This window comes from Flagellimonas maritima (assembly GCF_003269425.1).
GTDB classification, from domain to species: domain Bacteria; phylum Bacteroidota; class Bacteroidia; order Flavobacteriales; family Flavobacteriaceae; genus Flagellimonas; species Flagellimonas maritima.
Genome location: NZ_CP030104.1, coordinates 3,484,792 through 3,506,023 on the forward strand (window position 1 = coordinate 3,484,792; position 21,232 = coordinate 3,506,023).

General features: G+C 36.5%; 21 protein-coding genes. 9 read left to right on the plus strand and 12 right to left on the minus strand.

Annotated elements, in window-relative coordinates; genetic code table 11:
- Positions 1 to 3: 3 nt before the first annotated feature.
- The gene (gene dcm, locus HME9304_RS15470) at positions 4 to 1,053 is read right to left on the minus strand and encodes a DNA (cytosine-5-)-methyltransferase (RefSeq protein WP_112379438.1); all 1,050 of its coding nucleotides are present in this window, start codon (positions 1,051 to 1,053) and stop codon (positions 4 to 6) included.
- Positions 1,054 to 1,391: 338 nt separating this feature from the next.
- Between dcm and HME9304_RS15475 the strand changes: the two genes are divergently transcribed.
- From HME9304_RS15475 to HME9304_RS15485, 3 genes are all read left to right on the plus strand, one after another.
- Positions 1,392 to 2,222, plus strand: a complete 831-nt coding sequence (locus HME9304_RS15475) for an alpha/beta fold hydrolase (RefSeq protein ID WP_112379439.1) — start codon at positions 1,392 to 1,394, stop codon at positions 2,220 to 2,222.
- 70 nt (positions 2,223 to 2,292) lie between these two features.
- The gene (locus HME9304_RS15480; RefSeq protein WP_112379440.1) at positions 2,293 to 3,423 is read left to right on the plus strand and encodes a M23 family metallopeptidase; all 1,131 of its coding nucleotides are present in this window, start codon (positions 2,293 to 2,295) and stop codon (positions 3,421 to 3,423) included.
- Positions 3,424 to 3,600: 177 nt separating this feature from the next.
- Positions 3,601 to 4,461, plus strand: coding sequence for a sigma-70 family RNA polymerase sigma factor (locus HME9304_RS15485; protein ID WP_112379441.1), 861 nt, complete (start codon positions 3,601 to 3,603; stop codon positions 4,459 to 4,461).
- A 156-nt stretch (positions 4,462 to 4,617) separates the two neighbouring features.
- Here the strand turns inward: HME9304_RS15485 and HME9304_RS15490 are convergent, their stop codons facing one another.
- Together HME9304_RS15490 and HME9304_RS15495 are read right to left on the minus strand one after the other, a co-directional pair.
- Complete coding sequence (locus HME9304_RS15490; RefSeq protein WP_112379442.1) at positions 4,618 to 5,502, minus strand: LytTR family transcriptional regulator DNA-binding domain-containing protein; 885 nt, start codon at positions 5,500 to 5,502, stop codon at positions 4,618 to 4,620.
- Between the two features lie 287 nt (positions 5,503 to 5,789).
- Entirely contained in the window at positions 5,790 to 7,055 is a 1,266-nt protein-coding gene (locus HME9304_RS15495; protein ID WP_112379443.1) for an amidohydrolase family protein, read from the minus strand.
- A 308-nt stretch (positions 7,056 to 7,363) separates the two neighbouring features.
- On the opposite strand from HME9304_RS15495, the gene HME9304_RS15500 reads away from it, so the two are divergent.
- Together HME9304_RS15500 and HME9304_RS15505 are read left to right on the plus strand one after the other, a co-directional pair.
- The gene (locus HME9304_RS15500) at positions 7,364 to 8,248 is read left to right on the plus strand and encodes a DUF6734 family protein (RefSeq protein WP_112379444.1); all 885 of its coding nucleotides are present in this window, start codon (positions 7,364 to 7,366) and stop codon (positions 8,246 to 8,248) included.
- A complete protein-coding gene (locus tag HME9304_RS15505; protein ID WP_112379445.1) occupies positions 8,245 to 8,871 on the plus strand; it encodes a hypothetical protein in 627 nt (208 codons plus the stop codon). Before HME9304_RS15500 ends, HME9304_RS15505 begins: the two co-directional genes overlap by 4 nt.
- Positions 8,872 to 9,012: 141 nt before the next feature.
- Here the strand turns inward: HME9304_RS15505 and HME9304_RS15510 are convergent, their stop codons facing one another.
- The 5 genes from HME9304_RS15510 to HME9304_RS15530 form a co-directional block, all read right to left on the minus strand.
- Positions 9,013 to 9,213, minus strand: a complete 201-nt coding sequence (locus HME9304_RS15510) for a TIGR04149 family rSAM-modified RiPP (protein ID WP_112379446.1) — start codon at positions 9,211 to 9,213, stop codon at positions 9,013 to 9,015.
- Positions 9,214 to 9,313: 100 nt separating this feature from the next.
- The gene (locus HME9304_RS15515) at positions 9,314 to 10,858 is read right to left on the minus strand and encodes a vitamin K epoxide reductase family protein (RefSeq protein WP_112379447.1); all 1,545 of its coding nucleotides are present in this window, start codon (positions 10,856 to 10,858) and stop codon (positions 9,314 to 9,316) included.
- Between the two features lie 217 nt (positions 10,859 to 11,075).
- On the minus strand, positions 11,076 to 12,245 hold the full coding sequence (locus HME9304_RS15520; protein ID WP_112379448.1) for a BamA/TamA family outer membrane protein: 1,170 nt from the start codon (positions 12,243 to 12,245) through the stop codon (positions 11,076 to 11,078).
- Between the two features lie 287 nt (positions 12,246 to 12,532).
- Positions 12,533 to 12,907 (minus strand): cupin domain-containing protein, encoded by a 375-nt coding sequence (locus HME9304_RS15525; protein ID WP_112379864.1) that lies wholly within the window; start codon positions 12,905 to 12,907, stop codon positions 12,533 to 12,535.
- A 139-nt stretch (positions 12,908 to 13,046) separates the two neighbouring features.
- The gene (locus tag HME9304_RS15530) at positions 13,047 to 13,415 is read right to left on the minus strand and encodes a hypothetical protein (protein ID WP_112379449.1); all 369 of its coding nucleotides are present in this window, start codon (positions 13,413 to 13,415) and stop codon (positions 13,047 to 13,049) included.
- Positions 13,416 to 13,582: 167 nt separating this feature from the next.
- Between HME9304_RS15530 and HME9304_RS15535 the strand changes: the two genes are divergently transcribed.
- Entirely contained in the window at positions 13,583 to 13,894 is a 312-nt protein-coding gene (locus tag HME9304_RS15535; RefSeq protein WP_112379450.1) for a hypothetical protein, read from the plus strand.
- A 16-nt stretch (positions 13,895 to 13,910) separates the two neighbouring features.
- A complete protein-coding gene (locus HME9304_RS15540) occupies positions 13,911 to 14,318 on the plus strand; it encodes a hypothetical protein (protein WP_123877544.1) in 408 nt (135 codons plus the stop codon).
- On the opposite strand, the gene HME9304_RS15545 is transcribed toward HME9304_RS15540, so the two are convergent.
- Positions 14,315 to 15,448, minus strand: a complete 1,134-nt coding sequence (locus HME9304_RS15545; RefSeq protein WP_112379452.1) for a DUF2254 domain-containing protein — start codon at positions 15,446 to 15,448, stop codon at positions 14,315 to 14,317. The two genes, HME9304_RS15540 and HME9304_RS15545, sit on opposite strands and share 4 nt — an antisense overlap.
- Positions 15,449 to 15,519: 71 nt before the next feature.
- On the minus strand, positions 15,520 to 16,038 hold the full coding sequence (locus HME9304_RS15550; RefSeq protein ID WP_112379453.1) for a hypothetical protein: 519 nt from the start codon (positions 16,036 to 16,038) through the stop codon (positions 15,520 to 15,522).
- Positions 16,039 to 16,335: 297 nt separating this feature from the next.
- Here HME9304_RS15550 and HME9304_RS15555 point away from each other — a divergent pair, with 297 nt between their 5' ends.
- Both HME9304_RS15555 and HME9304_RS15560 read left to right on the plus strand, forming a co-directional pair.
- Positions 16,336 to 17,343, plus strand: a complete 1,008-nt coding sequence (locus tag HME9304_RS15555; RefSeq protein ID WP_112379454.1) for an App1 family protein — start codon at positions 16,336 to 16,338, stop codon at positions 17,341 to 17,343.
- Positions 17,344 to 17,437: 94 nt separating this feature from the next.
- On the plus strand, positions 17,438 to 18,706 hold the full coding sequence (locus HME9304_RS15560) for a mechanosensitive ion channel family protein (RefSeq protein WP_112379455.1): 1,269 nt from the start codon (positions 17,438 to 17,440) through the stop codon (positions 18,704 to 18,706).
- 24 nt (positions 18,707 to 18,730) lie between these two features.
- On the opposite strand, the gene HME9304_RS15565 is transcribed toward HME9304_RS15560, so the two are convergent.
- Both HME9304_RS15565 and HME9304_RS15570 read right to left on the minus strand, forming a co-directional pair.
- Positions 18,731 to 19,834 carry an MBL fold metallo-hydrolase gene (locus tag HME9304_RS15565; RefSeq protein ID WP_112379456.1) on the minus strand — a complete coding sequence of 368 codons (1,104 nt, stop codon included), beginning with the start codon at positions 19,832 to 19,834 and terminating at the stop codon, positions 18,731 to 18,733.
- 50 nt (positions 19,835 to 19,884) lie between these two features.
- Positions 19,885 to 21,084: a PQQ-dependent sugar dehydrogenase gene (locus HME9304_RS15570; RefSeq protein WP_112379865.1), complete on the minus strand. Its 1,200-nt coding sequence runs from the start codon at positions 21,082 to 21,084 to the stop codon at positions 19,885 to 19,887.
- Positions 21,085 to 21,232 lie beyond the last annotated feature (148 nt).

Below are 21,232 nucleotides of genomic sequence, written 5' to 3' on the forward strand. Positions count from 1 at the left end.
TATTTATATCGCGTTGAGGACGTCACCTCTTTGAAGTAGTTGGTTTTCCTCAATAAAATTAGTCAAATTACCTGCAATTGCATTTAAAACTGGAAAAGCTACTGAATTTCCAAATTGTTTGTAGGCCTGTAAGTCCGATACTGGCTGTGGTAATGTACCATCAAAAAAATCATAGCATCGCTCAGGAAAACCCTGCAACTTACAAGCTTCAAGTGGAGTAATACGTCTTGGGATTTGACCGTTTTGTTCTATTAATATTTCGGCTCCATCTTTATAATATCTTGCTGACATTGTCCTCGTAATGTTATTTGTAAACGGCATTTGAATCATATTAAAACCGAAACCATTTCCCAATCTTTGATGTCTGTTTCTATGTCTTTGGAGAGCATTCCAAGTCCCAAGTCCTAAAGTATATTTATCTCCGTGTGTTTCTCTTATTTCTACTTCAGGAATAATAATATCCTCCAATTCATAGATTCTGTTTACTGGCGGATCTGGAAATAAATCATCAATCTGTTCGGCCGCAATATTTAAATCGTTTCTAAAACCAATAATGTAAATTCGTTCTCTGTGTTGTGGTACCCAATGTGATGCATCGATGATTCTAGTTTTAAAAGTATATCCTACTTCTGTTAACGATTCGCAAATGGTAATAAAGGTCTTACCCTTGTCATGGCTTTTTAGGTTTTTCACATTTTCAAGAAGGAAAGTTGCTGGTTGCTTTATTCGTAATATTTCTTTCACTTTAAAAAACTCTGTCCCTTGAGTTGCATCTTCAAAACCGTGCAATCTTCCAAGACTATTTTTTTTTGAAACTCCAGCTAATGAAAAAGGCTGGCATGGGAATCCAGCAGTTAATAAATCGTGATTAGGTATTTGATTTTGAATATCTTCAATCTCATGAATATCACCAAAGGGTATCTCTCCATGAAAAGCATTATAGGTAATTTGAGAATACTTATCCCACTCAGACGAAAACACGCAATCGTTACCGTGAGCTTCAAAGGCAAATCTTATACCTCCAATACCAGCGTACAAGTCAATAAATTCCATATAAACGAATTTATGAAATTATCAATATCCATATAAGATTAATTTCATGAGTTATTTTTAAATTAATAACATAATCCTATTCCACACACATTTATTCATGGCCAATTATTTTCTTATAGGAATTCATGCACTTCGTTTCTCGGTGTCACTCCCCTCCTATCCCTTCGGCTCGCCATACCACGGAAAATAATATCACAATCAGAAATCCAATTAGTAGGCACGGACATTACCACCTTCTACCTCCCTACAATTAAATTCATCAATTGCACACGTTTTATGATCAAATGCGTTAACCACATATTGTCCAATGGCTGTATCTTGTATAAAAACAAACAGATATGCCATTTATAACAAATAAAACAGCCAAGGAACCCGTTGATATTTTTTATGAGGACTATGGGGAAGGGCAACCCGTAATCCTAATTCATGGGTGGCCTCTTAGCCAAAAGTCTTGGGAACAACAGGTCTGGAAAATTGTGGAGGAAGGATATCGCTGCATTTCGTACGACCGTAGGGGATTTGGGATTTCTTCCGCACCGTGGGAAGCTTATGATTACTCTTCACTTGCCAGTGATCTGAACACCATTATAGAAAAGCTTGATTTAAAGGAGTGTGTAATCGTCGGTTTTTCTATGGGCGGCGGGGAGGTCGTTCGTTACTTGACAGATTATGGTACCGAACGTATTGACAAGGCCGCATTGATTAGCTCCATAGTTCCTTTGGTCAAGCAAAAAGATGATAACCCCAACGGTGTGCCCGAGGAAGCGCTCAATGACATTAAGGAAGCGCTACAAAACGACCGTGTCGGGTTTTTGAAAAACTTCCATAAGGGATTTTATAATTATGACGGCAATACGGATAGAATATCGGAGGCACAATTGGAATATGACTTTATTATAGCTTCGCATGCCTCGCCCCGTGCCACCATCCAAGCCGCACTCGCTTGGATGCATACCGATTTTAGGCCAGAACTCAAGAACGTTACCGTCCCCACGCTTATCGTTCACGGCGATGCCGACGAAACTGTACCCATCGCAACTTCGGCCGAACAAGCGGCGAAGGGCATTTCAGATAACAGGTTTGAAATTATTAAGGGCGGTCCGCACGGCCTGAACATCACCCATGCGGAGGAGCTTAACACGATTTTAATAGATTTTTTAAAAAGCTGAACCCCATTTGGACGGATGGTGTAAAATTATCGTTCCCAACTTTATCCGTATAAGGTCTCACTGGCTCTCGATGCGTAAATTTTGTATCATTATCATCTTGATTATAGCCGTGGTCTCCTGCAAAAAATTGACGGAAGCCACGGATCTTATCACCAGGCCCTCGGCACGGGAGGTTTATGCAAGAAATTTTGAAGGGGACACCGTTATTTTTCCGAAATGGGAACGGGCCTTTAAAAAAGGCTTGCGGGATAGCCTTCAAATTGCCTTGCCTTATCTGGAAAAAGGATTGTTCCGACCGGCGAACATGACCGTTCACAGCTATACTGTTATATTGAAAGAGGGAGAGAACTTTATGCTGAGCGTTGAAACCGATTCAATCGATGAGAAGGTGTTCTTGGATGTTTTTGATTGGACCCCCGCTGAACCGAATCAATCCAAGAAAATCATTGAAAATCGACCTGGCGAAAAATCCATCTCATTTTATGTTAAGAAATCCGGAGTATATAAAATCTTGGTTCAACCTGAAATCTCGCTATATTCAAATTTTAAAATACTCGCAAAGCGAAATCCAAGCTATGCTTTCCCTGTTCTTGGGAAAGGAAACCGTTCAATCCAAAGTTTCTGGGGCGCTCCCAAGGGTGGAGGCACTCGCTCCCATAAGGGTATCGATATTTTTGCCAAACGGGGTACACCCATAATTGCCGTTGTCAAGGGCAGTGTTTCTTCTGTAGGCGAGCGTGGCCTGGGCGGTAAACAGGTCTGGCTTTCTGATGGACTTTTTGGCAATTCATTGTATTATGCACATTTGGACAGTATTGCTGTCCGTTCGGGCCAGAGGGTACAGATAGGGGATACTTTGGGATTTGTTGGAAATACTGGAAATGCCAAAACCACTTCCCCACATTTACATTTTGGAATCTATAAAAGGTTCGGTGGAGCAGTAGACCCTCTGCCGTTTGTAAAAAAACAAGAGCCGATCAGTGATTTTGACCTAGTTGCCTCAATTCCACTGGAAAATGGTATCATCTCATCCGGAAAGGCCAATTTGAGGGTATCCAACTCGTCCAAAGCAAAAAAAGTCGGTGAATTGGTCAGAAGGGATTCCGTGACGGTAATGGGCCTAACCAAAGATTGGACGCATGTTCTTACCAAGGAAGGCCAGAAAGCCTTTTTATACAGATCACTTATAAGTCCTTATTAAGTTTAACAGCATCCGTTCTTTCTCAGGTATGCAAAGCCTCGTAACAAAATATTCTACTGTTTTATCACCTTTCAGCACAAAATATTTAAAAGAAATTCAAAGAAAATCCCTTTTTACTAGGATTTCTGCAAAAAAATATTAGTTTATAAGAACATAACTTTAAACATAAAGAAATATATGAGGCAATTAAAGATTACCAAACAAATCACGAACAGGGATACCAAATCATTGGAAAAGTACTTTCAAGAAATATCAAAAATTGATTTGATTACCGCAGAAGAAGAAGTGGAACTGGCCAGAAAAATTCGTGATGGTGACCAAATTGCCCTTAACAAATTAGTAAACGCCAACTTGCGTTTTGTGGTTTCCGCAGCCAAACAATACCAAGGGAACGGTCTACGGCTTTCCGACCTGATCAATGAAGGAAACCTGGGATTGGTGAAAGCGGCCCAGCGCTTTGACGAAACACGGGGCTTCAAATTTATCTCATACGCCGTATGGTGGATTCGCCAAGGAATATTACAGGCGATTTCCGAACAATCGCGTATGGTGCGGTTGCCCTTGAACAAAATCAGCGAAATCAGCAAGATAAAGAAAGTGTACTCTTCTTTGGAACAGATGTACCAACGTCCCCCCAGTGCGGTTGAGATTGCCAGGGAATTGGACATGAGTACCGCCCAGGTAAAACTGGCGATGAAAAATTCTGGAAGGCACCTGTCCATGGACGCTCCTTTTGAGGAAGGGGAATCCTCCAATTTGTACAACGTGATAAAATCAAAGGGAACAACCAGCCCAGATGCCAAAGTGATGAACGATTCGCTTAAAACCGATATTAATCAAGTACTGAACACACTCCCAAGCAGGGAAAGTGAAATTATACGGCTTTACTACGGTCTTGGGGAACGAAACCCAAAGAGCTTGAGCGAAATAGGCGAACTTTTTGACATAACCAGGGAGCGCGTAAGACAGATCAGGGAAAAAGCCATCCGTATTCTCAGGAAAAAATCCCGCAATGAAGTTTTGCTGGCTTATCTGTAAATGCATAGAAGCATCCTATAAACGAACTGTTTTGAGTAATAACCAATATCAGTTTTAGAATCGTTTTGCTTTAAGAGCCAAGGGCCAAGATAAAAAAGTCTTGATTCTTGGCTCTTAATTTTTCTGATATTGTGATTGTTGTAATTGAATTCCTGTTTAGCGTTCTATGAGTCTATTACCGATAATGGATTTGTACACTTGATTGCGAAGCACCCTACTGATCTTGATTTTGATATTCCCGATATAAATTAAATTCCCTTCCAGTTTTGTGACATGGTCTATGCCCACTAAATAATAACGGTGTACCCTAATGAATTTTTCCTTTGGCAACTCGCCCATGATATGTTTTAGAGAGACCAAGGTCAAATATTTCTCCTTCTGGGCGGTATTAATGTGAATATAATCGCTTGCCGTTTCCACAAAAGTTATGTCGTCCACAAAGACCTTTACCACCATTCCGTCCGCCTTTATAAAAATATAGTCCTGTACATTAGTGGGATTCCCTTTTTTGTTCAATAGGGTGTAAATGTTGTTCAAAGAATTGAACAGAACGTGCGGATTGATTTGGTTGCTCTGTAAGCCTGTTTCCGATTTTAGCTGCCTTTGTTCCAAATTTTTGATCAGCCGGTCTTTTTTGTACCATTCATCTATCAGGAACAAGGTCATGGATAGGCATAAGGATATAATGACTTCCGTAAGAACTGCAATTTTCCCCTGTATGGATTCAAAAAATTCCGATGTCGACACAGTGACGTTTTCAAAATAAAAGGCAAAATAATTTGATGTAATCAAAGTTGTCCCTACAATACTTAAAACCAGCAGCAATAGATAGCTTGCGATTCTTTTTCGCAATAATAACCTTGGAATTAGGATATACAGGTTGGCATATATCAATAAGGCATAAAAAACAAAGGGAACCGCGTTCGTCTTTATATTTTCCAGAATATCAACATTGTAATTAAGGTCGTGTACGCTCCACAATAGAAGATAGAACGACCAGAATATGATATGCTTAGAAACCTTGCCCAGATTAAAATTCATTCGTTCAAGATAAATCAAAATGGATGATAATGAAATATCTTGTATAAATAATTGTGTGTAAAAACCAAGGTTTTAAACTTTTGAGCAATTTAAAACAGGAATCTTGGAATTCATGCCCAACCGCAGGAGGGGTCCAACAGCTTTCATCCTGTTTTCATCCGATTTTAAGTATGCGACCCTGAAACAAGTGGTGTGTTCCTTCGTCATTCCGAACTTGTTTCGGAATCCCATCCCCGTTGTCCTCTTTCTGTTCGTGCGACCCTACAACCTGTTCAGGGTGACGGGTATTATTTTAAGATGACACCCTCTTTTATTCTGAGTACTATTCTTTGATAAATGTTTGAAATATCGCTTAGCGGATTTTTGTCCAGTACCAAAAAACTGCCTTCATAACCGTCTTTTAATTTTCCTATTTTCCGATTTGGAAAAATAGTACTCGTAGCATGCTCTGTCCACATTGTAAGAAGTTCTAGGTTGGTAAATATATCCAGTTCATGTAAAAAATTGAATTCTTCAGTTGAATTGTCATTGTACATATCCGACCCTATTGCGAGTGTAACACCAGCTTCTTTAAGGATTTTTAAGTTTGCGGCTACATTTTCCACCAATTCCTGATAGTTTTCTTTCCCTTTATCTTTTTTGACCAACGAAATGGTAGTAACCACTGTAATATCTTTTGTTTTGGCCATGACCGCATCTTCCATTGCAATTGGATTTCCATTGTGTATTTCCGGAAGATGCGCAATTTCGTCAACATTTGAATTGACGCCAACATGGAAATCATGAGCAGTTGCTACATGTGCACTGACCCTTAAATTGGACGCATGTGCCCTCTTTACTAAATCAGGGACCAATTTTGGATTCAACCCCTTTTTTCCAAAAAAGGAAGTATCTTTTTTTCGTTTTGCATATTCTTCTGAGTGCAGCAGATTGATTTTTATAAAGTTGGGCGAAAAGGACAGTATCTTTTCCCATTTATTCTCTAAATCCAATGAATCATCTATAATTACATAGCCATGATATTCGATTTCTTCAATAGAATTGAACAATCCATCAAAATGGCCGTATTCTAGAAATTTTTTTCGCAGAGCGATTGGGTGTCCGTCAGTGGCCGTTAGTGGTGCATGTGCCATACTGATGTCCAAACCGTCCGGTTTGTTGTAATTGTGCATCAAAGGATCGATTCGCTTTTTAATAGATGAAAGAAGCTTCACGTAAAAAATTCCATGGTTCAAATAATGGGCAATGCGTTCATCCAATTTATAATCACTTTCAAGATTGTGGTTATGGGCCTCTGCAAACGGGGGAATCACATATTTACCCGATAAATCTATGACCGTATCAACTTCTTCTTCAATACTTTTGTAATACATAAGTCCATTTTTTAACCAAACCGGCCGCTCTTTAAATTTTTTTCCATCGAACCAATTACCATCGATAAGTTTCATGGTCTTGGCATTAAAATTTGTCTTCGCGTATTTTGAATGATTGATTTTTTGGGAGTTGCAGGAAATGCAAAACACCAATACAAAAAGCACACAGTATTTTTTCATCTTAAGATTTACTTTTTATTGAAGTAATCTTAAATGCGGACCAATCAAAAAAATAATCTTTAGGTGGAAAGCGGTAGCGGACAGAAGGTAATATTTGATAGACGGGGTGTATTGCCAATGTTGCAATTTAATAGGGACTATGCGGTTGCACTTCCCTCCTAACCTTCATTATTTACGGGAGAACCCAGCGTCTCACATAGAATATATTTGCTTATCGGCTTTACAAGAAAGGATTTTTCGATTCTTGGCATCAAACAAAAATATGTAACTTTTTTCGTACATTTAAGATAAGTTAAATATAGACTTCTATGCGCTTTGTTCAATCTTTTTGGTCAAAACCAATTTTTGATGTTGAGCACCAAAACAATTGGAAGTTTAGGTATGATGGAGGTTTTCCCAATTCTTTTTTGTTTTACTGTGCTTGGACCTATAGTTGTTTATCCATTAGAAAATATTATCCCAACCTACATTTGGTCACGGATGATTATGGCATATATCTTTTTAAGGACGTGCTGCAATTACCATATCTTTCGTTCTCCAATGCTTTGAACGATATAAAGGATTACAATGAGGGTGCATGGGCATTAGGAAAACTATATACATATCAACTACAGAAGGAACCCTTTTGCCATATTGACGGTGATGTTTTTCTTTTCGGTTCCGTTCTTGATCCCATACTCCAAGCTCCTGTGTTTTGTCAGAGTTTTAATTATGATTTTGGGCAATATGCCGAAATACATCCTTATATACTTGAGCATTTCAAAAATGTGCCCAAGGAGTTTACCATTCAAAATGAAAAGAACTTTAAATTGATCAATGCGGGTATTATTGGTGGCAACGATCTAAAAACAATTCAATTATACACAAGTAAAGCTTTTGAGTTGATAGATAACAATACCGATAAAATCAGTGATATGCATGGGAGTATCTTCAATCTTTATTATGAACAGTTTTTATTGAGCAACATCATTGCGCATAAAGGGATAGAAGTTGCCACACTGTTCAATAAACCTGATGGTGAACTTGATTTAGCGGCTTTTCATGGTATACCCCACCAGACCCAATATGTTCACTTACTAAGTCACCTAAAGCTGTCTACGGCCTATATGGAACAAATAGTAGTAAGACTGCGATTGGAATATCCTGAACATTATGAACGATTACTCAAGTTCAGTAATGAACATAGCCTATGAATACGCGAAAAAACTTTCTGAACTGGATAAACACATTCGAAAATCCATTGATTTCTTCAATCGATCATTCCAATTTCCTAAGCATCTATAAAAAGGATTATGTCTTTAATATTCTTGAACAATTATTGGATTCAAATGATAATCTAAAATCTATAATTGCAGATTATTATCAGCTCGAAATCCAAAGGTATCATGTTTTTGAAACAGCTCGAATAAATGAAAAGTTGGCTATGGAGCAAATAAATTTGGCTATCTTATTTTGTTCTAAATCAGATGATAAAAAACGTCAAAGCTTATTTAAAATGAATCTTTCCATATCAAATTATCTTGCAAAAAGTTCATATTTATGGAATTTTGATTACCCTGATCATATGGAACAACGTAATACACATTATTTTTTTATACCCAGTTTTCTTCCAATAGCCCCCAAAGAAATAAGCTTAACAGGTTTTGATTCTGTTTTATTGGATATTATTAAGTATGAAGAAAGATTTACCTATCAGGAACTTTTTGAACTGATGAAAAATACGTTAGATATAAATCATGAGGAACTTGATGAAGTACTTTTTAAATTTATGCAAATTCAAATTCTTTATTACGGGACCATTTTGCCTGTGAATTAAAGAAAGTTTAAAGCATGTGTTGTTGAAGTATGGAAATTTATAAGCTATAAACGAAATAAACAAGTGCATAAAAAAGTTCAAAGTCCGCAAAATTGGCAAACTCTGAACTTAAATTTATTCTTTTACAGAATATTTAGATAACTACCAACAGCAAATTGCATTGGGGTTAACATAAGTACAATAGTACGTTGGACATCGGTAGCCGTATCCACCTGAAATGTTCTTCATTTTAGAAGCATCCAACTGTTGCTTTTTTAAATTCTTTAAATTCAACTTTTCCATATCATATAATGTTAATGATTCCTCCTCTTTTTCACTATTGGGGCTTTGGAGATTTGCCATTAATATGAATTAAATATATAAATATTATAAGATAAATCCTACCCAATAAGTGTTAAATACTTATATTTTAACATTTTAACTACTTTATAATCAATAGTTGTTATTTATTTTCCTCTATTGCATTTAGCATATCACCAAGGAATGAACTGTCATAATATTCAGGGACTATTATATCATCAATTATCAAAATAGGTGTATGAAATAGACTGTTTTCTTTGGACCAATCCCTTTGTTCAAATAATATAGCATAGTTTTCATCTTTAATGTTTCCCGAATAGGACTCTAAATCGATATTGGAAAAAGAATTGTTAAACCAATTGTGCAGCTGATGGAGCAACGCATCAAAACCTTTATTTTGATATTCCTGAATCAAATTTGCCGCTACATGGTTGCGTTTTGAACTACTGACTTCATGATGATTAAAGATAATCTGGAATTGATATCGATTTTCTTCTTGTTGATAAAATGCATAGAACGAATTAAAAGCGCTTTTACAGTAACTGCATGTTGTGGATAACACCAAGCGAATCTCATGGGCTGCATTATTACTAGACTTTAATGCATTGTTGACCTTCAGATTGTCAATACGCTTACAGTCCGAAAGAACCATTTCAATTATTCTTTGAGAACGCTTGAACCTGAGCAAATCAATTATATTGGCGTTAAGTCCGTAGTTCTCTATTCGTAATTTCCGAAAGTTGTATATAATCAAGAGTGCCATTGAGAAAAGTAAAATAAAAAAAGATATTTCTTCGAGTATGCTTCTTAGAGAGTCGGAGAAATTCCACATTTGCCGAAAATCTGTATGTAGAAAGACGAAAATGGCTTGGAATACAATACATGTACTGGATAATAAACATAAAGGACACCAGGCCCTTGCAATAAATTTTTGAATAAAGACAGTTGTCAGGACCGTTAAAAGTGCAATGGTATAGACCACAATATGCATGAAATTAAAACTTCCAGAAAACACTGTAAAAATCAAGTTTGAAGCGAAAAAGGCGAAAAGGAAATCATTAAAGGAAAATACGAATATGCTATATTTTTCAGAATCCAATACAGTACTACAGCTCCTCTCTTTGTCTTCTCCACAAATCTTCTCCCCTAAAGATGACACCATTTTATGGCTGGTCTTGAATATTTCTTCAGAAAGATAAAATCCAATTATTGAAATAATGCAGAAGGAAAGAAGGAAAGGATCAGACCAAAAAAATAGCAGTATCAAAAAAATTGAAAGTATATATGGAATTTTGCTCCAAACGTCAGTAGAAACTTGCCTTTTATTTTCCTCATCTGCTATTAGGACAATACCGTCCCATCGCTTTAAAAATTCTTTTTTAGAAAATTTATCGTTGGTATTGGAAAGTAAACTTCCACTCTTCAGTTTTTTTATATGGGCGAAATGTTTAATTCCTTCATTATTTTTTAAGAAAGCAATAAAATTATCAGGTAAAATCTCCAATTGCCCCGGTTCCACTTTGGCAGCTACGTTATCAATTTTAAGAAAATTCAGCGTTTCTGATACTGCGTATAATGAAGGTGTGTCTGGATGACTAAAGAGTTGAAGTTTTAACTCATTGGGTGAAACATAAATGTCAACAGCCTTAAAATAGCTGAGCAATGTATTGTAGAGTATTAAATCCATCGGTAAGAGGCTTTTTGATTGAAGATAATTAATTAACAAGTAATTTATTACTTAAATATGCAAGAAAATTAAAATCCGTAAATAGATTAATACTTTATGCGCAATTATTTTCCTCTTGCTATTGCACAGCTGACTAGATGAACTGTAGATCAAGAAACCCTGAGGAAATGATAAAACTACAAAGAATGACCAGTAGAGGTTATGACAGGAACATCACTTAAAAAGCCTCTGCAATGTTCAGGTAAATATTATTGGAGTCATCCCCGAACCCCCAATCCAATCGGATATTGAGATTTTCTTTTTTATCCAACAAAAAGCGTAGGCCCAATCCAAAATTGGGTCTTATATTCTTGAAATTGAAGTCCCCAAGATTTCTATAAACGTCACCGCCACCAACAAAGGCTACCATACCGTATCTTGAGTCACCAAACGTCTTTCGATATTCCAATTGTCCCGCAAGGAGGTTTCGTTCAACATACCTTCCTTCTCGGTAACCCCTTAGAATTTCGTCACTACCGAAAAGGGCGAGCTCGGAAAACGGGACATCACCATGGGAGAAATGCCCTATCAACTGAAATGCCAAAACATCGTTTTTCTTTCTAAAAGGTTTTAAATAATGCCTTAAATCGAATCTGGTGAGTTCAAATTTGTGGGTGCCACCCAGAATTTTGCCATAAAAACCATGGGTAAACTCCATATACCAACCCCTTTCTGCATTCAAAATATTATTTCTATTATCATATAGAACGGCAAGCTCCGCACCAGCAGAAGTAGACCCGTTATAACCTGTCGGCTGGTCGGTTTCCAATATACCCTCTTCTATAGTATCAACGTTAAAAACATGATTGTACCGAATCCCGGCACCAACAAAGAGATAACGAAATGTTTGCTTTAAAAAAATGGGTTCGACAAGAGCTTGATAATAATTGTATTCTTCCTCAACATCCTTTGGCGTATCACGACCGATACCATAGAATAATCTGGGATAATTTTGAAAACGAAGGTTGCCCTCAATGACCCAACTTTCTTGATTGGTGAATATTTCGAACCCCGAGTATACGATAAACTGATTGTTCAACGTGTACTGCAATGTTACGGGCATATTGGAGGTTCTCGTCTCGTCCCCACTTCCCCTAAATTTAAAAAGGTATTTGGCACCAATGCCCATACCTAAACTTGTTTCTGGCGAAAAGCTAATAACGGGTGCTGCCACCAATTTGGCCATGTACAATGTACTGTCCTCTAAAGCGGCCTTTTTATTGGGATAAAACGTAAAAATCTCTTTAAAATCCTTAAAATCCTGCCCTAATAGCCGATTATTCGAAAAAAATAACAATACAATAAGTAGCGGTCTAATAATAAAACATGAAACACGGGGATTGAACATGTAAAGGATAATTTGGGGAAATCTTGATTGATAAATTCACGTAAAAATAAATTTATTAAGGCAAGATGACAAAGCTGTTACCTTTTGGAGTAAATTTTATGGCAATTGAGCAAATTAAAATACGCTATAATCAATTAGAAGAATTGCTTAGGATTTTAAAGAACGTATTTACCATTCCCAGAAATTTAAGATAAAAAAAGGCCTATTTCCTAAGCAATCAAAAATTCAAGCAGATAAAAATATCACAAGCTTCAGCTTGGCAACAATTAATTATACGACAAACAATATCAGCTAGATTCAGCCATCATTTTACCTACATGTGCGATAACCTCGTTGAATTCCTTCGTTGGGCTAAAGTCGATCATTTTTACATCATCTTTTACAATAGCAGTATGACCTGATGGCCAATAAAAAACATCGCCGGCCTCTACCGTTTCTTCAGAACCGTCATCGTAAATACAGCGTATGGAGCCTTCCAGAACATAACCCCAATGTGGACAATGACAGCTATTGTTTTCCAAACCTTTTAGCAAAGGTGTAAAATCCGTTCCTTTTGGAAGTTCATTAAAACATACGGTCATACCGCCATAATTTGGGAGGGCCCTCATAATAGTATCAGGAGATTGCATGGTTACGGGAATATCCTCTTTACTTATTTTCATATTGAATATGCTTTTAGTTAAAGGGGAACAAAACTTTGAATACCAGTAAGATAGTAAATATTTAGCTTTTTTCTGAACATAATGCACGTCAAATTGAAAATATGCAGTATTTATTCTAAAGAAACCATAAGAACAAAATTTAATAAGGTGCATTTTGTTTTACCAAATTGAACAACCAAACGATATCATCTTCGACAATTTCTTTTTCGTCAAAGAACTTGATTCTTTTTGCATGCTTACCACTTCCACTGAACTTTAATCTATCATGGTCTATCTTATCTATATGATGTACGTACAGCATACAGGAATCCCCTGCCCCTTTTTGGATTCCGCATAGTACATTATTTTTTCCTCCCCTACTGTACAAAGCCAATTTTACCTTCGCTCCCCCTGCAATGGATTCATCAATATTTGAAAAAGATGAAAATACCAGCTTCCTTAAAACCAGTCCCATTTGTAGGGCCTTGGAATCAGCTTCAAAGATTTGTGTAAAATGTGTATTGTCCATAATCGTTATACTTTAAGGTTAGATTAATTTTTGATTTGTCCAGATAAATAGTGCCTTCCTAAAATGTAATAATGGTTGAAATCTATATTGGAAAAATAATTTTTTAATTCTATTTTATACTGAAATTAGTGTTTCTGAAAAATATAGTGATTTTTGATTAAAATTTTATGGATAAAGAAGTATATAGAAGATGTACAAACTGTGGAACGGTCAACTTGAACCGAGACCATTGCAAACAGTGCGGGCAATTGATAAACGTAAACTTAAAACGTGAGCTGGACAGGGAACGGCGTACACAAAAAAAACAGCAAGAAAATAAAGAAAAGAAACCCAATAAAATTTCACTGTTTTTTGAAAGCACGAAAGAACACTCAAACCCCTTAATAAGATATACGGCCAAATTTTTCTATTCCATTTGGGTAATCGTTATCGCGATCGGGTCTTTTTTGGCCTTTGTGCTTGGGTATATTGCTGCATAAATTAAAAGTAATTGGTATGCCAAAACTTCTAAAAAAAGTAATGTATTATATATCAAAAATCTATTTCCCTGTCTTCACCATACTGGCAATAATAATTTATATGGCACAATACTTTGCTATTGGCCTTCCATTATTTGTGAATAACCATCTAAATGATTTTTTGTGCATGCCCATTGTTCTTTTTATTTGCCAAACCGCGGTCCGCTATATTAAATCTGATATTACGTTGCGCATACCATTTTCGCTATTAGTACTCATTACGGTCATTTTCACCATATATTTTGAATATTACCTGCCCAGTGTGAACGATCGCTACACAGCAGATGTATTTGATGTCCTCATGTATTTTTCTGGCCTGTTGTTCTTTTATTTGATGGAAAATGGGTATGGTAATAGAAATCGAAACCAACTGACGGAATTCTAATTCGGTACTTCAGGATTAAGTTCTGAAAGAATTTTTTTGGATTCATTAAGTTTTTGCAACAGTATATCGTCATTTTTCATATATATTTCCATTTCCCTGAACACGTATTTTTTTAATTGTTCCAAGGGAATGAGGTTAAAATATAAAACTCCATCGTTATGTGAATCAACCCTATTAAAAGAGGGTATTTTTTTTCTCAATAAAAATAACTGTGTAAGATAATCTATTACTATAATGGAAGTGCCCGGGTCATTGATTGCAGGAGAACTCGCTTTTACGGCAACTTCCACAAGGTGCTTAAAACCGATTTCAATCACATCCACAGCTTCGTTTCGATCTATTGCTATGCATCTTTTTATTTTCTTCTCCAATGCTTTATCAAGTTCCTTGGAAATACTTAGTACTGCCTCTCCCTCATATACAAAGCTGCCCATTGGTTTTAGTAGTTTGAAATGAACATTATATTTAGCGGAGATTCGAAGAAGTTTCTCCCTTCGTATCGCATTCAAATAGCCGCAATGTTCAAATGAGATGGAATGGTTCCATCTGGCTTTATCATCCTCAACACAAGAAAGTCTATCGTTTATTTGCAACATATCCAAAATAATTCTTTTTGTATGCTCATAGGATCTCCTGACCACATAATTTACATGTATACTTTGCGATACCGCGTGAATAAAATAGATGAACATAAAAACACAGACAATCCCAAAAAAAATGGTCAGTGGTGCTCCAAGCGTAGGAAATTTATCGTTTGATTCACTGGAGACGAACAAAGAAAGGACAAGGCAATAAATAATGGTCCCACTGGTAGTGCCCAATATAATCTGGTGGTGACGTTCGTGCAGTATCAAGGGTATGAGCCGAGGGGAATAATTACTGATACTTCTGTTTAATACGTTCATCAACATAGTATAGGTGAAAATAGTTAGGGTAAACAGGCCACCAATTGTAAAAGCTAGGATAAACTTTATATTATCTGGATTTTTGATCAAGAGCTTGGGGTAGCTTTCAAAAAGATTGTCTGGAAAGAGAACCAATAAAACGGCTAGCATTCCAAACGCCGCCGAAATAAGAAAAGTTATAAAAGATATACTTTTAAAAATGCGTTTAATGAGGGACAACAGCATGGAAAGCTTTTAGTAACAGGCAGTTGGATTTCTTGGAATGGTTATGATCCGATTCATTTAGTTTTGAAAAATTAATCAAGTGTCAAAGCTTCAAATTTTATCATCTCTGGCGCTTTATCAATTTCTGTCACTTCAAAATTACTTTTTGGAGCAACCTTGAATTTCTTTTTTTGATAAGGAGCGTTCTCCACTAGATAGATTAAATTATTTTCACGGTCATAGTAAAGTTCCAGTTTACCAAGTTGGATATCCTCAGCATAGATGTTCTTTGCCTCTCCATTAATATTGATATATACTTTCCAAGATTGTGCATCGTTCCAAACAATTCTTCTCTGGTCATCAATTTCTGCGTTTGCCGATAGAAATAAAGTGTCTTTTTTTCCATCGGTATTGAAATCAGCGATCAAATACTCCTTTACTTTATGTTCTTGCTCAAAAGCAGTTTCCAATGGTTCCATTGGTGTTTCTGAAATTTTTTCAACAGAATTGTTTTCTTCTGATTCCCCATCTGAAAATTGTTGTTTAATCTGATTACAGGAAACCAACGTAGCGAAAACTATAAAAACTGTATACTTCATTTTTTTGTCCATATATAAATTTTTATGATTGTAATCTTTATTTATAGTGCTTAAAATGTATTCTTTCAGAATTAAATATATTGCAATAGCAATATACCCTCCCGCAAAAAATAAATAGGCTCTGAAAGATTATATTTTAACCCATATACTGGTTCTGCCACAAAACCTTATCAGAAATTGATTGAACCTTCCAAGACCATATTCTTCATTTCAAGACGATTAAAATTTATTTTTATGGAGTTAAGGTATCAATATTTGGAGTCCTAATTTAGGAGCAGAAAATCTTCTATCAATAATCAATAAAATAATATGTTCAGATACATTTCCCGATTAATCGATGACCCGGACCCAGTAATCATTATGCCATATGGCGGTTATGCCACCAACGATAAAATTCATGCACAGGCAAGGGTTCTTGAAGATGAAGGATTGGATGAACATTCCAGCGATTCAATATCCGGCAATCTGTTCAGGTCATTTAAAAGATTTGAAACTGATGAAAAGGAAAATGTCAAGGTCTATGTAACGTGGGAAGGCGGTCAAGAAACTTTGGTTTCTGATAATGAAGGCTATATATACCTAAATAAAGCTCATGGCATGTCACTGAACCATGAACGTACACTGTGGATACCCATTACCTATAAATTAAATAAAAACGGTATGGAGCTTTTTTCCATAACACACCCCGTCATGAAGCCCTCCCAAACTTGTGAGTTTGGAGTCATCAGTGATATGGACGAAACAGTGCTACATACGGGTTTGGACTCCATATTAAAATGGAAAGTTTTGGTAAATACTTTAGGAAAGCACAGTGATAAAAGACTGCCGCTTGAAGGTGCACAAGAACTCTACACCCTTTTACACGGAGGAAGCACTGGATACAGAGAAAATCCATTTTTCTATTTGTCCAATAGCCCATGGAATCTATATGATTATCTAATTGCCTTTCTTGAAAAGAACAATTTTCCGCGCGGCACATTGCTCTTGCGTGATATAGGTTTGGAAAATAAGAAGCGAACCTCATTTTTAGAGGGCAATAAGTTTATTAAAATAAAACATATTCTTGAAAGTTATCCAAAGATGAATTTCATCCTAATCGGTGATGCAGAGGACCTTGACCCACAAATTTATTCTGAAATTGCGAAGCTGTTCCCGAATAGAATATTATCTATTTATATTAGAAACGTTCGAAACCGGTCCAAAACAAAAAATTTGACCCAATATATAAAAGATACCAAGCATGTAGAAATGTTACAGGTAGATAACACCGAAGCTATTTTGGAACATGCTAAATTGAAAGGTTTTATTATTGATTAAGGGTTGTTCATATATTTAAAAAGTATTGCTTTAGTACAGCCTTCCTACCGATTAAGCCATATTTTTGCAAAATGATTTTATTCTATTTGTAAATATGGACACCAAATATAGCCGATTACTCTACGAATATTTACTGAAAACGGGAATGGAGCAATTTATGGCTTCCTACATCAATTTGATTGTTCTATTCTTGGTAATCTTAGTTATAGCTTGGCTATTGGATTTTGTTCTATGGAAGATTTTACGCCAATTTTCAATACGTTTAGCCAGAAGAACAAAAACCAATTTTGACGATTTTCTTGTGGCCAACAGTGTTCCTAGATATGTGGCGCACATAATACCGTTGTTATTGCTTTTTGAACTCATGCCGTTGGCTTTTATTGGTTTTGACTATGCGGGTTCTATAATCTTGAAAATACTTTTGATATTTTCCGTTTTATTGGTTCTGACATTGGTAAGGAAACTGCTCGCAACTGTTAGGGATTATTTAAGAACCTTACCACATTTAAGGGATAAGCCTCTTGACAGTTATATTCAGGTTTTTATGATTTTTGCTTGGATTGGTGGTGTTCTGACAATTTTTGCAATTATTACAGATACTACAATATGGAAATTCTTTACTGCACTAGGGGCTGCCTCCGCGGTAATACTCCTCATTTTTAAGGATTCCATATTGGGTCTGGTGGCAAGTATACAGGTAAGCATCAACGATATGGTGCGTATTGGAGACTGGATAACTTTTGAGAAATATGGCGCGGACGGGGATGTTATTGAAATCAGTTTGGCAACGGTCAAGGTGCAAAATTTTGACAAGACCATAACAACCATTCCTACTTATGCGCTGATATCGGATTCTTTTAAAAATTGGAGGGGCATGCAGAAATCCGGTGGAAGACGAATCAGAAGAGCATTGATCATTAGGCAGAAAAGCATTCGGTTTTTAACTTCAGAAGATATTGAATCCCTTAAAAATATTGAGCTAATTCAATCATATTTGGAAAATAGAAATGAGAAAATCAGGTCGTACAATAAAGAAAACGGAATTAATAAGGACTTGGCAATCAATGGAAGGAATCTAACCAACATTGGGGTTTTCCGTAAATACATTGAGAATTATCTTGAAAATCATTCTGCCATCAATAAGGATATGACTTTGATGACACGTCAATTGAGTCCAACCCCTCAGGGAATTCCTTTGGAAATATATGCTTTTAGCAGTGACAAGCGATGGGAAAGCTATGAATATATTATGGCTGATATATTTGACCATTTATTGGCGGCACTCCGCTATTTTAAACTTGAAATTTTTGAGCTACCCACATCTTTAAATCCAATTTTGGACAAAATTGTAGAAACTAAATAGATTAAAGCATTTCCGGATATATTCTTAACGCCACCATGTATCTTTTGGTTCAGGAAATTTATCAAGGATTATTGGTTCACCGATTTTGGGTGTTATCAATGGAACCTTGAGTTCTTTTGCCGTTTTGGAGATACGCTCAATAGGGTCTGTCCAAGAATGAAGTGAGAGCTTGAATGCTCCCCAATGTATGGGCATAATGTATTTGGCTTTCACATCCAACCCTGCTTGCACTGTCTCCTCGGGAAACATATGAATATCAGGCCAAGATTCATTATACTGCCCACATTCCATCAAGGCAAAATCAAATGGGCCGTACTTTTGCCCTATTTCCTTAAAATGATTGGCATAGCCGCTATCGCCGCTAAAGAAAATGTTTTCGGTCTCCGACTGGATTATCCATGAACTCCATAATGTACTTTGACGGTCATTGATCTTTCGCCCAGAGAAATGTTGCGCTGGAGTACAGACAAATTTCAAACCATCAAAATTTTGTTCTTCCCACCAATCCAATTCTGTTATTTTATTTTGTGGCACACCCCACGCCCGTAAATGGATACCAACACCCAGCGGTGTGTAAAAATGTCCGACCTTATGTTTTAAATTGCGAATGGATTCATAATCTAGATGGTCGTAGTGATCATGAGAGATCAAAACAGCATCAATTTGTGGCAGTTTTTCTATTTGCAATGGTAGTTCTTTACTAAAACGTCCACTTCCCAACAATGGATGTGGTGCCGGTACATTGCTTAGCATGGGATCTATCAATATATTTTTATTGCTTATTTGTAAGAGAAAAGCAGAATGCCCAAACCAAATCATTCTTGTATCACTATTGTAATCAGCTATAGCTGCTGAATCCAACTTTTGAACTTGAATTGGTTCTTCAGGTACTCCTTTGGGAACTTTTGTAAAGAAAAATTTTCTTGCAATTCCCAACGTCTGCCAGAAACCCAAATCTTCAGGTACATTCTTTACATTTTTAAATTTACCATTTGAAAAATTAGCTGAACCGGAATAACTTTTTTGAAGCTCATTAGTAACATTTCCTCCAAAGCTTGGGTAAAAATTTACAAAGATGAAATATATGATGACAAGAATCCCAATGAGGCCCAAAATGAAGAAAAGCATTCTTTTTAAATTTTTTTTTAGCCTCTTCAATAACTGGATTTTTTCAGTCCTTAGTTTATGCTCGCCACTTGAGTATCAGAATAGGAAACCCTATAAATAGCATCTCCGTAGTCATCGGAAATCAACATGGACCCGTCTTCCAAGAACAAAATATCTACAGGCCTGCCAAATTGTTCTTGGCTGTCCTCATTGAGCCAACCATCCAAAAAAGTTTCATAGCTTACAGCTTTATTACCTTCTAATTTAACCAGTGAAATTTTATAACCAACTTTTGAAGAACGGTTCCAAGAGCCATGTTCTGCTATAAAAGCATGGCCTTTATACTCGCTAGGGAACATATTGCCGGTATAAAATTTAACTGCCAAAGGGGCTACATGTGCTCCTAAATTCTGTACGGGAGGTATGAAATCAGCGCATGGAAATTTATCTCCAAACTCTGGGTCCTTTACCGTTCCTCCGTGGCAGTAGGGATAACCAAAATGATCACCTGGGACAGTAACTTTATTAAGTTCACAGGGAGGTATGTCGTCTCCCATCATGTCGCGCCCGTTATCCGTAAACCAAAGTTCTCCAGTTTCTGGGTGCCATGTAAAGCCCACTGTATTTCTAACCCCTTTGGCATATATTTCCCTATCGCTCCCGTCCGGGTCCATACGTGTAATAGATGCAAAACGTTCATCTTCACTTTCACAGATATTGCAAGGTGCGCCAACGGGGACATATAATTTTCCATCTGGACCAAAAGCAATGTACTTCCATCCGTGATGAAATTCCTTTGGATAATCATCGTAAATTACTTCGGGTTGTGGCGGGTTGGACAAATTCTGTTCTATATTTGGATATTTGAGCAACCGCCCAACTTCCGCAACATATAAAGCTCCGTCCCTAAAAGCTATTCCGTTTGGAACTTCCAGTGTTGAATCCAAAACCATTATTTTTTCAGCCTTAAAATCGCCATCAGTGTCTTTGAGTGCGTAAACTGTATTTTCATTTCTGGTTCCCACGAAAAGCGTATCGTCATCGCCCATTGCCATAGATCGAGCACCGTCGATTCCTTCTGCGAATACCGAAATTTTAAATCCATCAGGCAGGTTTAAATTTTCTATCGGGAGATTGGTGGTATCAACCTGATTTTCTTCGTTTTCCCCAATAGGTTCTTTAGGTCCTTCTTTTTTTTCGTTGCAAGATGTGATGTATGAGATCAATAAGGAAGAAAGAATCAATTTTAGGGCCAAGGGTTTTAATTTCATGATTTTGTTGGTTACATTCCATTTAACGTAAAAACTTTTTTTTAAATATAAAACTATGATAAAATTGTATCTGGTTTTTGTGAATACTTCTTTAATCAAGAGTTCAATATATAAAGGTCATATTTTGATTAATATGTTGTATTATATT

What these genes read in the sequence shown, in the direction of transcription:
- dcm (WP_112379438.1), bottom strand. Translation starts at nt 1,053, where the DNA reads ATGGAATTTATTGACTTGTACGCTGGTATTGGAGGTATAAGATTTGCC.
- HME9304_RS15475 (WP_112379439.1), top strand. Translation starts at nt 1,392, where the DNA reads ATGCCATTTATAACAAATAAAACAGCCAAGGAACCCGTTGATATTTTT.
- HME9304_RS15480 (WP_112379440.1), top strand. Translation starts at nt 2,293, where the DNA reads ATGCGTAAATTTTGTATCATTATCATCTTGATTATAGCCGTGGTCTCC.
- HME9304_RS15485 (WP_112379441.1), top strand. Translation starts at nt 3,601, where the DNA reads ATGAGGCAATTAAAGATTACCAAACAAATCACGAACAGGGATACCAAA.
- HME9304_RS15490 (WP_112379442.1), bottom strand. Translation starts at nt 5,502, where the DNA reads ATGAATTTTAATCTGGGCAAGGTTTCTAAGCATATCATATTCTGGTCG.
- HME9304_RS15495 (WP_112379443.1), bottom strand. Translation starts at nt 7,055, where the DNA reads ATGAAAAAATACTGTGTGCTTTTTGTATTGGTGTTTTGCATTTCCTGC.
- HME9304_RS15500 (WP_112379444.1), top strand. Translation starts at nt 7,364, where the DNA reads ATGCGCTTTGTTCAATCTTTTTGGTCAAAACCAATTTTTGATGTTGAG.
- HME9304_RS15505 (WP_112379445.1), top strand. Translation starts at nt 8,245, where the DNA reads ATGAATACGCGAAAAAACTTTCTGAACTGGATAAACACATTCGAAAAT.
- HME9304_RS15510 (WP_112379446.1), bottom strand. Translation starts at nt 9,213, where the DNA reads ATGGCAAATCTCCAAAGCCCCAATAGTGAAAAAGAGGAGGAATCATTA.
- HME9304_RS15515 (WP_112379447.1), bottom strand. Translation starts at nt 10,858, where the DNA reads ATGGATTTAATACTCTACAATACATTGCTCAGCTATTTTAAGGCTGTT.
- HME9304_RS15520 (WP_112379448.1), bottom strand. Translation starts at nt 12,245, where the DNA reads ATGTTCAATCCCCGTGTTTCATGTTTTATTATTAGACCGCTACTTATT.
- HME9304_RS15525 (WP_112379864.1), bottom strand. Translation starts at nt 12,907, where the DNA reads ATGAAAATAAGTAAAGAGGATATTCCCGTAACCATGCAATCTCCTGAT.
- HME9304_RS15530 (WP_112379449.1), bottom strand. Translation starts at nt 13,415, where the DNA reads ATGGACAATACACATTTTACACAAATCTTTGAAGCTGATTCCAAGGCC.
- HME9304_RS15535 (WP_112379450.1), top strand. Translation starts at nt 13,583, where the DNA reads ATGGATAAAGAAGTATATAGAAGATGTACAAACTGTGGAACGGTCAAC.
- HME9304_RS15540 (WP_123877544.1), top strand. Translation starts at nt 13,911, where the DNA reads ATGCCAAAACTTCTAAAAAAAGTAATGTATTATATATCAAAAATCTAT.
- HME9304_RS15545 (WP_112379452.1), bottom strand. Translation starts at nt 15,448, where the DNA reads ATGCTGTTGTCCCTCATTAAACGCATTTTTAAAAGTATATCTTTTATA.
- HME9304_RS15550 (WP_112379453.1), bottom strand. Translation starts at nt 16,038, where the DNA reads ATGGACAAAAAAATGAAGTATACAGTTTTTATAGTTTTCGCTACGTTG.
- HME9304_RS15555 (WP_112379454.1), top strand. Translation starts at nt 16,336, where the DNA reads ATGTTCAGATACATTTCCCGATTAATCGATGACCCGGACCCAGTAATC.
- HME9304_RS15560 (WP_112379455.1), top strand. Translation starts at nt 17,438, where the DNA reads ATGGACACCAAATATAGCCGATTACTCTACGAATATTTACTGAAAACG.
- HME9304_RS15565 (WP_112379456.1), bottom strand. Translation starts at nt 19,834, where the DNA reads ATGCTTTTCTTCATTTTGGGCCTCATTGGGATTCTTGTCATCATATAT.
- HME9304_RS15570 (WP_112379865.1), bottom strand. Translation starts at nt 21,084, where the DNA reads ATGAAATTAAAACCCTTGGCCCTAAAATTGATTCTTTCTTCCTTATTG.